Origin of the sequence: Kordia periserrulae, from assembly GCF_003054265.1 — a bacterium.
Classification (GTDB): domain Bacteria; phylum Bacteroidota; class Bacteroidia; order Flavobacteriales; family Flavobacteriaceae; genus Kordia; species Kordia periserrulae.
Genome location: NZ_QBKT01000003.1, coordinates 143,092 through 156,400 on the forward strand (window position 1 = coordinate 143,092; position 13,309 = coordinate 156,400).

At 36.6% G+C, this 13,309-nt stretch carries 16 protein-coding genes; 4 read left to right on the forward strand and 12 right to left on the reverse strand.

Annotated features, from left to right (window positions below):
* Positions 1–37: 37 nt before the first annotated feature.
* Genes C8N46_RS07550 through C8N46_RS07560 form a run of 3 tightly spaced genes read right to left on the reverse strand, consistent with a single transcriptional unit; the run spans position 38 to position 1,493 of the window.
* A complete protein-coding gene (locus C8N46_RS07550) occupies positions 38–706 on the reverse strand; it encodes a lysoplasmalogenase (protein WP_108114278.1) in 669 nt (222 codons plus the stop codon).
* Positions 703–1,242 (reverse strand): metal-dependent hydrolase, encoded by a 540-nt coding sequence (locus C8N46_RS07555; RefSeq protein ID WP_108114279.1) that lies wholly within the window; start codon positions 1,240–1,242, stop codon positions 703–705. The genes C8N46_RS07550 and C8N46_RS07555 overlap by 4 nt, the downstream gene beginning before the upstream one ends.
* Positions 1,242–1,493, reverse strand: coding sequence for a DUF6576 domain-containing protein (locus C8N46_RS07560; RefSeq protein ID WP_146169758.1), 252 nt, complete (start codon positions 1,491–1,493; stop codon positions 1,242–1,244). Before C8N46_RS07560 ends, C8N46_RS07555 begins: the two co-directional genes overlap by 1 nt.
* Positions 1,494–1,662: 169 nt before the next feature.
* Between C8N46_RS07560 and C8N46_RS07565 the strand changes: the two genes are divergently transcribed.
* Positions 1,663–3,816, forward strand: coding sequence for a TonB-dependent receptor (locus C8N46_RS07565; RefSeq protein ID WP_108114281.1), 2,154 nt, complete (start codon positions 1,663–1,665; stop codon positions 3,814–3,816).
* A 125-nt stretch (positions 3,817–3,941) separates the two neighbouring features.
* Here the strand turns inward: C8N46_RS07565 and C8N46_RS07570 are convergent, their stop codons facing one another.
* From C8N46_RS07570 to C8N46_RS07580, 3 genes are all read right to left on the reverse strand, one after another.
* Complete coding sequence (locus tag C8N46_RS07570) at positions 3,942–4,457, reverse strand: hypothetical protein (protein WP_108114282.1); 516 nt, start codon at positions 4,455–4,457, stop codon at positions 3,942–3,944.
* Between the two features lie 52 nt (positions 4,458–4,509).
* Positions 4,510–4,866 (reverse strand): DUF779 domain-containing protein, encoded by a 357-nt coding sequence (locus tag C8N46_RS07575; protein ID WP_108114283.1) that lies wholly within the window; start codon positions 4,864–4,866, stop codon positions 4,510–4,512.
* Positions 4,867–5,054: 188 nt separating this feature from the next.
* Entirely contained in the window at positions 5,055–6,554 is a 1,500-nt protein-coding gene (locus C8N46_RS07580; RefSeq protein WP_108114284.1) for an aldehyde dehydrogenase family protein, read from the reverse strand.
* A 160-nt stretch (positions 6,555–6,714) separates the two neighbouring features.
* Between C8N46_RS07580 and C8N46_RS07585 the strand changes: the two genes are divergently transcribed.
* Positions 6,715–7,632 carry an AraC family transcriptional regulator gene (locus tag C8N46_RS07585; protein WP_108114285.1) on the forward strand — a complete coding sequence of 306 codons (918 nt, stop codon included), beginning with the start codon at positions 6,715–6,717 and terminating at the stop codon, positions 7,630–7,632.
* 37 nt (positions 7,633–7,669) lie between these two features.
* Here the strand turns inward: C8N46_RS07585 and C8N46_RS07590 are convergent, their stop codons facing one another.
* From C8N46_RS07590 to C8N46_RS07605, 4 genes are read right to left on the reverse strand one after another with little or no spacing between them, the layout of a single operon-like run.
* A complete protein-coding gene (locus tag C8N46_RS07590) occupies positions 7,670–8,146 on the reverse strand; it encodes a DUF1572 family protein (RefSeq protein ID WP_108114286.1) in 477 nt (158 codons plus the stop codon).
* 49 nt (positions 8,147–8,195) lie between these two features.
* Positions 8,196–8,780: a hypothetical protein gene (locus C8N46_RS07595; protein ID WP_108114287.1), complete on the reverse strand. Its 585-nt coding sequence runs from the start codon at positions 8,778–8,780 to the stop codon at positions 8,196–8,198.
* A gap of 9 nt (positions 8,781–8,789) precedes the next feature.
* Positions 8,790–9,269, reverse strand: a complete 480-nt coding sequence (locus C8N46_RS07600) for a hypothetical protein (RefSeq protein ID WP_108114288.1) — start codon at positions 9,267–9,269, stop codon at positions 8,790–8,792.
* Positions 9,270–9,319: 50 nt separating this feature from the next.
* Positions 9,320–9,835 (reverse strand): GNAT family N-acetyltransferase, encoded by a 516-nt coding sequence (locus tag C8N46_RS07605; RefSeq protein ID WP_108114289.1) that lies wholly within the window; start codon positions 9,833–9,835, stop codon positions 9,320–9,322.
* A 124-nt stretch (positions 9,836–9,959) separates the two neighbouring features.
* On the opposite strand from C8N46_RS07605, the gene C8N46_RS07610 reads away from it, so the two are divergent.
* The gene (locus C8N46_RS07610; protein ID WP_108114290.1) at positions 9,960–11,267 is read left to right on the forward strand and encodes a phosphatidylserine decarboxylase; all 1,308 of its coding nucleotides are present in this window, start codon (positions 9,960–9,962) and stop codon (positions 11,265–11,267) included.
* A 60-nt stretch (positions 11,268–11,327) separates the two neighbouring features.
* Here C8N46_RS07610 and C8N46_RS07615 read toward each other — a convergent pair whose 3' ends face one another.
* Both C8N46_RS07615 and C8N46_RS07620 read right to left on the reverse strand, forming a co-directional pair.
* Complete coding sequence (locus C8N46_RS07615) at positions 11,328–11,690, reverse strand: hypothetical protein (protein ID WP_146169759.1); 363 nt, start codon at positions 11,688–11,690, stop codon at positions 11,328–11,330.
* Between the two features lie 141 nt (positions 11,691–11,831).
* Entirely contained in the window at positions 11,832–12,110 is a 279-nt protein-coding gene (locus tag C8N46_RS07620; RefSeq protein WP_146169760.1) for a hypothetical protein, read from the reverse strand.
* Positions 12,111–12,675: 565 nt separating this feature from the next.
* On the opposite strand from C8N46_RS07620, the gene C8N46_RS07625 reads away from it, so the two are divergent.
* Positions 12,676–13,302 carry a hypothetical protein gene (locus C8N46_RS07625; RefSeq protein ID WP_108114587.1) on the forward strand — a complete coding sequence of 209 codons (627 nt, stop codon included), beginning with the start codon at positions 12,676–12,678 and terminating at the stop codon, positions 13,300–13,302.
* Positions 13,303–13,309: the final 7 nt, after the last annotated feature.

Genomic DNA, 13,309 nt, shown 5'->3' on the forward strand with positions numbered 1-13,309 from the left:
AAAAGCACCACAAATTAACAAAAAAAATAGTACGTTTTTATTTTTGATAACTTTTGATGATTCCCGATACAATTAGAAATTGTGCGGCAGCATACGTAGCCATAATACTAAGGTTAGAATAGGGAAGTGCTTCATAAAACTTGTTGATTGCCAAAAGACTGTCTGATAACATAAAGAAAACCGCTCCAATAAAGACAAACGTAAACCCTTGCGGTAACACCATTCCTTTTCTTAGGTACGCCGTTATTGCCATGGTAAGAATGACCGTCATATACACCAACACGGGAATTAATAAATCGCCCAAACCATCTTTGATATACCAAAATAATCCTGTTGCATATACTAAAAGTAACACAATTAGCGGAAGTGCAGCAGCTTTTTTACCATTGCAATCGCGCAGAAATACAAGAATATACATTATATGCGCAATCAAAAAGGAAACCAAACCTGCCATAAAAAAACCTTCGTCATTACTCACAAACATCAGTAAACAATCACCAAACAAAGAAAAAAGTAGTGCTAAAATCGTGGTTATTTTGATAGTTAAATGAAGATGATCTGCATTTAATATAAAAAACAACATTAGCGAAATGACAATGGCAGGCTTTGTAAAATAATGCCACGTAGTATAACTTTCAAAACTTCCAAAAATAAGTTCAAGCGTCACTATAATGATGAAAATGATGGTAAATACGATTGTTTTCATGTAGTTTTCTTTTTTAGAAATATTCTCAAAACTAATACAATTCCGCACGGAATTCCGATAAACAACGCTTCACTTTGCAATACGCGCAATCCCCACTCACTAAAGAATCGGGCAGCACCTATGGGAGATACCAAAATTGGTCGCCACGGAAAAAAATAGCGCGTATCGTCAAACGGAATAAAAAAACCAACGCCTTTTCCGCCATTCGTCAGCGCATCAAGCAATCCGTGTGAGATTGTTGCCAAAAAGAAAACAATGCAAAGCGTCATTCCCAGTTTGGAGAAGAATTTTACCTTTCTATAAAAAATGATTCGAACTAAAAAAGCCAACAAAAAGGCAAAGAGAATGCTATGTGTAAATCCGCGATGCCCTAACGGATGCTCATACGAATATCCAAACTGAAACATGATCACATCAGCATCAGGAATCACCGCGCAAAAAATAGCAAGCAAGGATAATTTTATAGGATTTAGCGAAACATTCGCCACTTTTTTAATGGTATACGCTACCAACGCGTGACTGAAAACGGACGCCATTAATTTGCGTTTGAATATTCATCTAACAACGCTTTTTCTTTTGCGGTCAAACTATCAACACCTTTCTCATTAATCTTTTCCAAAATACGGTCAACGCGTTCTTGCTTGGCTTTACGTTTGGCATTGAATTCGTCGTCAATCGTTTGATATTTTTGTGTAGAACGCCTTGAAATTCCAGCACTTTCTGTATTTGATTTAAAAAATTTGATGTAAATAAAAATACCAATAACAGCAATCGAAATATAAAGCATGATGTCCATAAGCTTGTACGAGTAGCAATTTTTTAACAACCAAATTTACAATAATTCTCCCAAAATACAATTCATCCTAAAATTACGACAATTGAGTCGTTTGGTTTTTAGAGGTTGTTCAAATTACTAGAGATTTGCTTCATCATCAATCAATAAAATCATTCATCCCATGAAAAAAATAATCACACTTTGTATCTTTTTTTGTTGCAGTTTTAGCATAGCGCAAACTATCATTTCTGGAATTATCACCGATGCTAAAAACGAACCAATTTTCGGCGCGAATGTCTATTTAAAAGGAACCTACGATGGCGCTTCAACTAATGAAAAAGGCGAATTTAACTTTACTACGGAAGAAAAAGGAGTGCAAGTGTTGGTCATTTCGTTTGTGTCGTTTGAAACGAAAGAAGTGTCATTAGATGTATCTAAAATGCAAAATATCACCATTCAACTACGTGAAAATGTAGATGCATTAGATGCTGTTGTATTAAGTGCTGGTTCGTTTGAAGCGGGAGAAAATGCCAAAGTCACCGCGCTAAAACCGTTAGACATTGTTACAACGGCAAGTGCGCTGGGCGATTTTGTTGGCGCATTGCAAACCTTACCAGGAACGAGTACGGTTGCGGAAGACGGACGTTTATTTGTACGTGGTGGTCGTGCCGAAGAAACACAAATCTTTATCGATGGAATTCGCGTGTTTACGCCGTATAGCAATACCACCAACAACATTCCTGCGCGCGGTCGCTATTCGCCATTTCTGTTTAAAGGAATTACCTTTTCTACAGGCGGATATTCTGCTGAATACGGACAAGCGTTGTCGGGCGTGTTGGAATTGAACACCATCAACGAACCTGACCAAGAAAAAACAGATATTTCCATCATGACGGTTGGTGGCGGCGTGGGACATACCGAAAAGTGGAAAAAAGGTTCTGTAAGTTTCAGTACGTCGTATATCAATTTGGCGCCGTATTTAGCATTATTTCCAGACCGAAACGATTGGATAAAACCATTTCAAGGCGGACAAGGCGAAAGTGTATTTCGTCATCATTTTAAGAATGGAACGTTGAAATTTTACACGGCATTTGATATTACCGATTTTGAATTGGATCAAGAAAGTATCAATTTTGACGAATTGGTTCGCTTTAAGTTGAATAATAACAATTTATACATGAACGCATCATACAAAGGAACGCTGAGCGACGATTGGGGAATTGCCACAGGAATAAGTTACACGCGCGACCGAACGAAACTTCGCATCATTAATGACCGCATCAACAGTTTGGAAAATTCTATTCATGTAAAAGCGAAGTTGAAAAAGAAATTTAGCAATCGTTTCAAACTCAATTTTGGCGCAGAATATTTCACCACTGATTTCGATGAAGAATTTAAAAACGAGACAATTTCGTCAGTAAACTATGGTTTTAACAATAACCTGTTTGGCGCTTTCGCGGAATCGGACATTTTCTTCTCTAAAAACTTCGCAGCCAAAGTCGGTGTACGTTTTGATCACGCTTCGTTACTGGACAAAACGACCATTTCACCACGATTGTCCGTAGCGTACAAAACCTCTGAAAAAGACCAAGTATCGTTTGCGTTTGGACAATTTTACCAAAATCCGAACAATACCTATTTAAAATTCAATAGCAATTTCATTCCAGAAAATGCCACGCATTATATTGTCAACTATCAATATGTGCATGAAGGCAAAACGTTTCGCGCGGAAGCGTATCACAAAAAATACAACGATTTGGTGACGTTTTCGGGCGATATTCCACAATTTGGAAGTGATTTTGGAAATGACGGTTTCGGTCACGCCACAGGACTAGACATTTTTTGGCGTGATAACAAAAGTATCAAAAATGTGGATTATTGGGTTTCGTATTCCTACTTAGACACGTCGCGAAAATTTGAAAACTTTCCCACGGAAGCCATGCCAAATTTTGCTACAAAGCACAACTTTTCGGTTGTCACCAAATATTGGGTAGATTCGTTAAAAAGTCAAGTAGGATTTAGCTATAACTATGCTTCTGGACGACCATATACAAATCCAAACGTCGGAGGATTTTTAAACGAACGTACCAAAGATTTTCATAGTGTAAGTGTGAATTGGGCATATTTAATTTCACAGCAAAAAATCTTGTATTTCTCGTTGTCGAATGCCGCAGGTGTACGAAACGTGTTTGGCTACGAATACGCGAATCAGCCAGACATGAACGGCATATTTCAAAGAAGAACGCTACGTCCAGCACAAGATCAGTTTTTCTTTATCGGTTTCTTTTGGACGATTAGTGATGATGGGAAGAGTAATCAGTTGGATACGTTGTAGGAATTCAGAATGTAGAATGCAGAATTATGAATTTTGAAGTTTTAAATTTCGCTATTGCTCGATTATTTACTTATAATCAAAAATCAGCAATCGTAAATCGTAAATCGTAAATCGTTATTTCGGATTCAAAACTGCATTTCTTTTTCCTCTTCAAGCTTTAACGTTTTTGTTAGAATTTTTAGACACTTTCTTGATGACATGATAAAAAGCATTTTTGGGACAATAAAAGCTAACATCAAAACTAGCATCAATCCTCCTAATGTTTGAGAACTAAAAACATCCGTTGTTTTTCTAAAAAGATGGCTAATGAATGATAGACTGAAGATTAACAAAAAAATCACCATGATGATTTTGGGAACACGTTTGAGTTTGAATAAAACATGAATTTCATCTTCATGAATTTGTCCACGCATGCAACAAAGTATTGCAAAATGTGAATGTGGACAAACTAATTTAAAAGCATATCCGTCAATAATTCCTAAGAAAGGTTTATGCGTTTTACTTAGACGAAAACTATGAGATATCTTGGTATTTTTCTCTAGAAGATGTAATGTTTCTTCTTGATTTTTAGAAAGTTTGAGGTAATATTTTTTGACTGGAAACAAATTTGAGATACTAAATACATTAGGTAAATAATCCAAAGATATTCAATAATTTAAAAATCGTCAATCGTCAATCGTCAATCGTAAATCGTTATTTCGGATTCAAAACAGCATTTTCTTCTTCTGTCAATAATCGTGAGTGAATTATAAATCGCAGTCCTAATGGAATTTCTAAGGAAAAACTGGCACCACGACCTTCGGTGATGTCTACGGTTAAATGTGTATGTTTCCAGTACTCAAATTGGTCTTGATTCATGTAGAAATTTACGCCTTCCAATTCGCCTAAATGTATATCACTTTCGTCCAAATACATATCTTCTTCAGGAATAATCATCGGAGACGAGCCATCACAACAACCGCCACTTTGATGAAAGATGAGGTTTCCATGTTGTTTTTTGAGTTGATTGACAATTTTAGCGGCTTTTTCTGTGATTGCGATTCTTTTCATGATTAGAAGTTGGTATTTAGGTTTTAGAGTTGAGTACTTAGATTTTTCTATAAAGATACAAAGGATAGCGCGAGTCTAAAACTCGCGCTAACTTTGAAATCAAACAATGTGTCATTCCCGTGAAGACGGGAATCCACTTTGAAGTTAAATGGATTCCTGCCTTCGCAGGAATGACAAAACTTATGATTCTAAAAGAATCCTAATTTGTTTTTATCGTACGAAATCAACATGTTTTTTGTTTGACGATAATGGTCTAACATCATCACGTGATTTTCTCTACCAAATCCTGATTTTTTATACCCACCAAACGGTGCATGTGCAGGATAGGCGTGATAACAATTCACCCAAACACGTCCGGCTTTAATGGCTCTTGGAATTTGATACAATTGATGCGCATCACGCGTCCAAACACCAGCTCCTAAACCATACAAGGTATCATTCGCGATTTCCAAGGCTTCTGCTTCGTCCTTAAATTTTGTCACACAAGCAACTGGACCAAAAATTTCTTCTTGAAACACGCGCATTTTATTATGTCCTTCTAATAATGTCGGTTTAATGTAGAATCCGTTTGCTAAATCGCCATCAAGTTTGTTGGCTTCGCCGCCTGTTAGGACTTTGGCACCTTCTTCCACACCAATTTTTAAGTATGATTGAATCTTCTCGTATTGGTCGTTCGATGCTTGCGCGCCCACCATTGTATTTGTATCGTACGGATTGTCTTGAATAATTGCATTCGTACGCTCGATTACTTTTTCCATAAACGCATCGTAAATGTCTTCTTGCACTAAAATTCGCGATGGACAGGTACACACTTCTCCTTGATTGAACGCAAATAACACCGCACCTTCAATCGCTTTGTCTAGAAAGGCATCATCAGCATCCATCACACTGTTAAAGAAGATGTTTGGTGATTTTCCACCGAGTTCCATCGTCACAGGATTTAGGTTTTTGGAAGCGTATTGCATAATCAACTGTCCTGTAGTCGTTTCTCCTGTAAAGGCAACTTTATCCACACGCGAACTTGAAGCTAACGGTTTTCCAGCTTCCGGACCGAATCCATGCACAATATTAATCACACCAGGAGGAAATACATCGGCAATTTTTTCCATCAATAAGGTTGCTGTGGAAGGTGTTTGTTCTGCTGGCTTCAACACAACACAATTTCCTGTGGCTAGTGCTGGCGGCAATTTCCACGATAACATTAACAATGGAAAGTTCCACGGAATAATTTGTCCCACCACACCTAACGGCTCTTTGATATTCATGGAAAGTGTGTTCTGATCCAATTCGGTAGCACTTCCTTCTTCGGCACGAATACACGACGCAAAATAACGCCAGTGATCCACACATAACGGAATATCAGCATTTAAGGTTTCACGGATAGGTTTTCCGTTATCGCAGGTTTCTACGAGTGCAAATTCTTCTAAATTTGCTTCAATAATATCTGCAACCTTATTAAGCAAGGTTGCTCTTTCGGTGGCAGAAGTATTTCCCCAAGCTTCTTTGGCGGCATTGGCAGCATCTAAGGCAAGTTCGACATCTTCTTTTTGCGAACGCGGATATTTTGCTATCAAACTATTGTCAATCGGTGATGTATTGTCAAAATATTGTCCACCAATAGGCGCAACAAATTCACCATTGATAAAGTTGTGATATTTCTCTTTAAATGTTGGTTTTGAATAACTCATATTATTGTAGATTTAATTTTAAAAGGGTTAATTTTTTTACGATTTATTAATTTTTATAAAGTTAGTTTGTCATATTCTCATTATATTGAACATATATCTTAAATTCTTGCACATATCTATTATAATGGAAATTAAGCTGTAAATTTTTGTATTATTGAGTATGAAACCATTGTTAAGTCAACATAAAAAGCACCGAAAACTCACTACGTTGGTTGAAAATAGAACGACGTATAGTGCAGAATATGCGGAGTTGAATATTTATGAAACCTACGCTTTCGCGGAAAAAGTCTCGTTGACGTTCGATTTTCCAATTATTGCTAGCATGTTGACAGGAAAGAAAGTGATGCATTTGGACGGTTTTGAAGCGTTTGATTTTTACCCTGGTGAATCGGTTGTGATGCCGACGAATAAGGAAATGGTGATTGATTTTCCATTAGCAACCGAAAATGCGCCTACGCAATGTTTGGCATTGGGAATTGACGCTTCTAAAATTGAAGAAGTTGTCGGGAAATTTAATCAATTGGTACAAATTGAAAACGAAAACAATACGTGGAATTTGGATCAAAAAGCCTCTCATTTAATTAATAATGCTGATGTGAATCATTTGGTGCAACGACTTACGCATACATTTACCAATGACACGACTTCCAAAGATGTGCTGCTCGATTTGATGATTCAAGAATTGATTGTACGGTTGTTGCAAACAAAAGCGAAGTCGCTCATTATCAATGATACCGATATTTTTAACGACACGCGAATTGGCTCAGTTATCAAATATATCAAAACACATTTAACCGATAAAGACATCAACGTGGAAGGGTTGGCAAAGCAGGCGTATATGAGTACTTCGCACTTTCACAAGCAGTTTAAAAACACGCTAGGCATTTCTCCGATAGATTATATCAATTCGGAGCGAATTAAGTTTGCGAAAAAACTCATCAAAGAGTCTAAAAACCTTCGAATTTCTGAAGTTGCGTACAAATCGGGATTCAATAATACGAGTTACTTCAACCGTCAATTCAAAAAACACGAAATGATTACTCCAACGCAATTTGTAAAGTCTGTACTAGCCAAATAACCAAAACCCAACACCCAACACCCAACACCCAACACCTCTACAAAATACCTATCATCTTTTTGATCAAAACAATTTGCCCCAAATGGTAATACGCATGTTCAATTTGAACGTCTATATTTCGGTAAAACGTTCCGTATTTTTCAAGCACAAAATTTTCAAACAATTGACTATCAGACATGTTTTCTACTAAAGAAATAAACTTTTCAGTGTCTTTTGTAAACTTTTGAATACGATTTTCCCAATCTTCCTGTGAAGTAATTGGCGGCGCATCAAAGCTATATTTGTCACGAATATCCAACGTTCCGCCTTCCAAAACTTGCAAAACTCCAGCAATATAATAGTGCAAGTGAAACGTTAAGGCTGCAATGGAATTTAAGTTGTGAATACGTTGTATCGCATCTTGCCAAGAAACATGCTGAATTTCCTCTTTTATGTTGGTTCCCGTTACCCATTTTCCTTCGGTGTAGACTTCGCGTAATCGGTTGGCTAGGTTTTTGGCTAAATTTTGTTGCATCTGCTAGATTTTAATTCGCTTTAAACATACAATATACGTCTAAAATTGATTACTGAGTCCTTGTCAACTGTGGCGTATAGGTTTCACCTTTGGCTACTTGCGTCATGGTAATTCGCACTTTCGTGGGAAAGAACTTTTCGTAATCGGAACGTTTGTGTGCATGTCCTTGTCCGCCGCTGTCATCTTTTATTACCAAATCCATTTGTTTGATTCCTTCTGACCAAATGATGGATTCATTCTCCCAAAACTCGTTCATAGCAACTGTTTTCTCGTAAATTCCTTCTCTCGTAAATAAATCTGTAGACGTACAGCCGTACATATTGTTTTTTCCTCTGTTGGGAATATAACAAAGCGTCCATTTGGTAGGAGCGTTTCCTGCTGGTTTTTCCAACACTTCGATACGAATGTGAACCGTTCCGTTTCTAAAATCTACAGGACTTGTCCAATCTTTAGGAACAGTTGGCGACAGCATTTCATTGGTGATATAATAATGTGATTTACTTGGCGAGGAATTCAACGCATCTTCGTAGGTAAAAGTGAATTCTTCATCAAACAAGACAAATTGTGTTACAGGAGATTCTTTACAAGAAAAAAAGAAGATGGTGATGAATAGAAAAAATATACCTTTCTTCATGCTTATTCGCTAGTTTTTGTCTGTCCATTCCACATCCAACACATCACGTAATCGCTGTAAACTTTGGTTGGATAAAAACTTGAAAACAACTCGTGTAAAAATAAACCAAATGATAAACATTTGTACAATACCAACAATAATCAAAATAGGATGAAACTTCTCCATATCTATTAGAATAGCAATTGTAAGCCCGATAGGCGGAAATAAAAACATAATACTTAGCGGTATTCTGACGACTTTGTGAATTTCTACCGTTACATATCCTGTATGCGTTTCAACGGTACCTTTCATCACACAAAACGCACCTTTGCCAATTTTGGAAGAAATCAGTTTAAATGTATTTCTTTCAATAATTCCTCTAAACGATTTATCAGTAAAGTTAGAAGTTAGGCTTTCAGATTTTTCAGTTCTGCGTTTCAAACGTTCTAGTGTTTCAGCCTGTGTATCGTGAAGTCTAAAATATTGTTTTTTTACAGGGAAAATTTTCATATTTTATTTTGTAGATTAAAAGTAGTAAAATAGTCGAATGAAACATAATACTAAAACGCCAAAAACATCACATAATTTGGATTGTAACGTGTTTCAGAAATCTTAAAATCATATTCGCCGACAATTTGAAAGTCATTTTTTTGATAAAAACGCAAGGCACGTTCATTTGTGATGAGTACGTACAACCACATTCCGTGTTGTTCTTTTTCTTTTGAAAAGGTCACGATATGATTAAAAAGTGCTGCGCCAAGTTGTTTTCCGTGAAACGCTTTCAACACATAAAAACGATCAAGCTTTGTGAGTTGGGTTTTGTGTATTGCTTCATTTGTGGTATTCAGCACAATTTTCGCATAACCAGCCAGTGTTTCTCCGAGAAAAATTAAAAAATAGTGAATGCTTTCGTCGTCAAATTCTGCACGTAGCGTTTTCAAAGCAAACGCTTTTTCAATAAAAGATTCCACCGCATCTTTGGGCGTATTGGGTAAGTATGTTTCTAAAAACGTAGTCGTGCCAATGGCAGAAATACGTTCAATATCTTGCAAAGTAGCGTTGCGTATATGAATCATGCGTAATTAATATAATTTCAAAAATACGCAAATCTACCTGCTTTTAAAATCACGATACTTCTACGCTTATATCAAAAAGGGTAAGACTCTATATTTGAGTATTATAAAACTAAACCTTATTACAATGAAAAATACCTCAGTTCACACACACGATGCCGTTGTGCAAGATTTAAAAACATTGTTGGATGCCAATCCGCCAATGAAAATTGCTTTGGAAGCTTCGTTATTGGCAGCGCGAATTTCGGCAGAAACAAGTTTAAATTCAGATTTATACAACGCGTATAACGATGTGTTTAACGGCAATGCATGGCCAATTACGATTGAACATTATTATGATTATTTAGACATGTATGTGCGCTTGGTGCCCGACGAAAGCGATGATCCAAATTATCCAAATGCTTGGAAAAGTACGGATACTTCCAACGGTTACAACCAAAAAGTGTACGATTTGCTCTGTCAATTCTATTGGTTGGTCGACCAAAAAGTACCAGATTCCAATTTGTCAATGCAGAGTTTTCCAGAGTTTGCAGATTGGTTGGTAAAATTTGCTACAGCTTGGGGAAGTTTCTTAGATACGACAGATTCGCTAACGAAAGAAAGCTTGTATTCGTTTAAGCATAATGCGATGTATAATTATCCGCTGTACGCTAAAAATTCATCTTCTTGGACAACGTTTAATCAGTTTTTCTACAGAGAATTTAATGATGCAGATGCTAAAACAGGAATCACGCCGTTACGTCCAATTGCGGCACCAAACGACAATACAACGGTAGTCGCTCCAGCAGATTGTACTTTTAAACAAGATTATAAAATTGATTCCGAAGGAAATGTATTAGGAAAGGATGGACAACCAACGAAAGATCGTTTAAAACATACACACGCTATTGGAACGATTGACGAATTGTTAGCAAATAGCGAATATGCGAGCGATTTTTACGGTGGAACGTTTGTGCATTACTTTTTAGGACCGTACGATTATCACCGTTTTCATACGCCAGTGAGTGGAGAAGTATTAGAAATTAAAGACATTCAAGGAAAAGTGTATTTGAATGTAGAAATGATTGACGGACAATGGGACGCACCAGACGGCGCTGAAGATAGTTACGAATTCACGCAAGCACGCGGATTGATTATTGTAGATGGCGGCGACAAAGTTGGGAAAGTAGCTATTTTACCTATCGGGATGGCGCAAGTTTCTGGTGTGATGATGTACACGAAAGACAATCCACCAGCAGGCGTTCCAGCAGAAAGACTCATTGCTGTAGGCGATACGGTTGTCAAAGGACAAGAATTCGGAAAATTCAGATTTGGAGGCTCGGATATCATCATGGTTTTTGAAAAACCAGTAGAAGATTTATACATGTTCAAAGCCGATCCAGGGCATGTGCCAATTCACTTTCAATTTGGACAAACAGCAATTTACGTACAGTAATTTATCAGAATTATTTACCATGGAAAACGCCGCAACGTATATGTTGTGGTGTTTTTTTTATTATTGAATATCTGGATTTTTTGCGATATCGTCAATTTCATCAATAGCCGTTTTCTTTTTAAAATATTTTCGCGCAGAAAAATGGACTACAAGCGGAATTAATGTGATTACATCAACGCCAATTTTAAAAGTTTCGCTAATTGTCAAACTTAATGTGAAATCTATTCCGTAGTTCATGTCAAACCACAAACGAATTGCCTCACTATGAATACTAAATGTAATAGTTAATATGATATACCAGATGAGTAACAGTTTCCACGCTATTTTTCTTTTCAGTAATAAAAAATAATTCAGCGTAAGCACCAACACAATAAAGCTCCCAAAATACCAACCAACTGGAAACGCCAATATGAAAATATACATGACTATTCCAGTTTGCATCAAATTGTATAATGTCACAAATATGATTTCAATGGGTAACTCTTTAAAATTTTTAAACATTATGCGCAGCTTTTTAGGAAAACAGCTAAAATACAGTTTTTAAAAATAAATGCTGTTATACTATTACGATGAAGATGTTCTTGCCCAAAGAAGCATTCCCAACACAAATCCAGCAACAACATACACAAGATGAATTTCGGTAATAATATTCGTAATGTCTTGTTGTGTGATGAATTGAATGATTTCTGTTTGCTTAAAAAATAAAATAATCGTGATGGCAATCAACAAACCAAAACCTAACAATTCATGCAGCCAACGTTTTTTTTGTGTGATGTATACATGTCCAGCCAAAAATCCCCAAATCCACGGAATTACGGATAGTGTTTTTATATGCATTGCCATGTTTTGATAAACCATCATTCCAATGAACAGTAGGATCAACAAAAACTGTTGTACTCTTTGAATACTTTTGTACTTCATGAAAGCTTTGTCCTTAAAGCTAAAAAGAAGTATCACTAAAAAATGATAGCTCAAAAGTAGCCATGTTGTGATGACTAAAAAATAAGCTAAAACGACTGAAAACTCCATGATAAAGGTATGATTGGTTATGTTATTTTAAAAGTACACAAACCACAATGCTATCAAATACCTAAATATAGGTATTAGGTTTTGGGTGTTGGGACGCTTTGCTTTTGGCTTTATTTTATATGGTCAACAAAGCTTTTAGTACCCAAAACCTATCCAAAAAAACAATTCATCCCTCAAAAATCACAATTCAGTAGTTTCTTTTTTTCTATGGCTACAGTTTATGAGATATTTGAACTATCAATAACACTACGACGTAGTTCAGTGTAAAAAATCAATCAAAAAATGATCAGTATTGTATTTATCATTATCGAGTATGTTTTTTCAATCATTTGAGAATTCAATTTTAAAAAAATCAATCATCAAAAAAATGAACAACACCATGAAAAAAATAGTTTTACTAGTAAGTTGTATGCTCATCGGAAGTTTGGCAATCGCCCAAAGCAAGTATGAGAAAGGAATGGAGAAAGCATTTTCTCTATTAAAAGAAAAGAAAACGGTAGAAGCCGCCAATGTATTTGAACGTATTTCTGCGGCTACGCCAACGGAATGGTTGCCATCGTATCATGCAGCGCGAATTAATGTAATGCTCGGATTTGCTATTAAAGACAAAAGCAAACTCGCGCAACAGCTAGAAAAAGCACAAGCACAAATCGATCATGCTACTAGTATTTCACCAAACAACCCAGAAATCATGATTTTGCAAGCCATGTTGTACACGGTTTGGGTAGCGTACGACGGAGCAACCTACGGAATGCAGTATGCGCCCAAAGTGAGTGAAATCTACGCAAAAGCATATGCTCTCGACAAAAATAATCCGAGAGTGGTTCTTACCAAAACCGAGTGGGAAATAGGAAGTGCGCGTTACTTCGGAAAAGACACAGCTCCGTTTTGCAAAGAATTGGAAAGAGCCAAAACCTTGTTTGAAACAGCAACAAAAAAAGACGATTTTAGTCCCAATTGGGGAAAAGAGCGCGCTACACAACTGGTGGAAGAATGCAAAAACTAAAACAGTC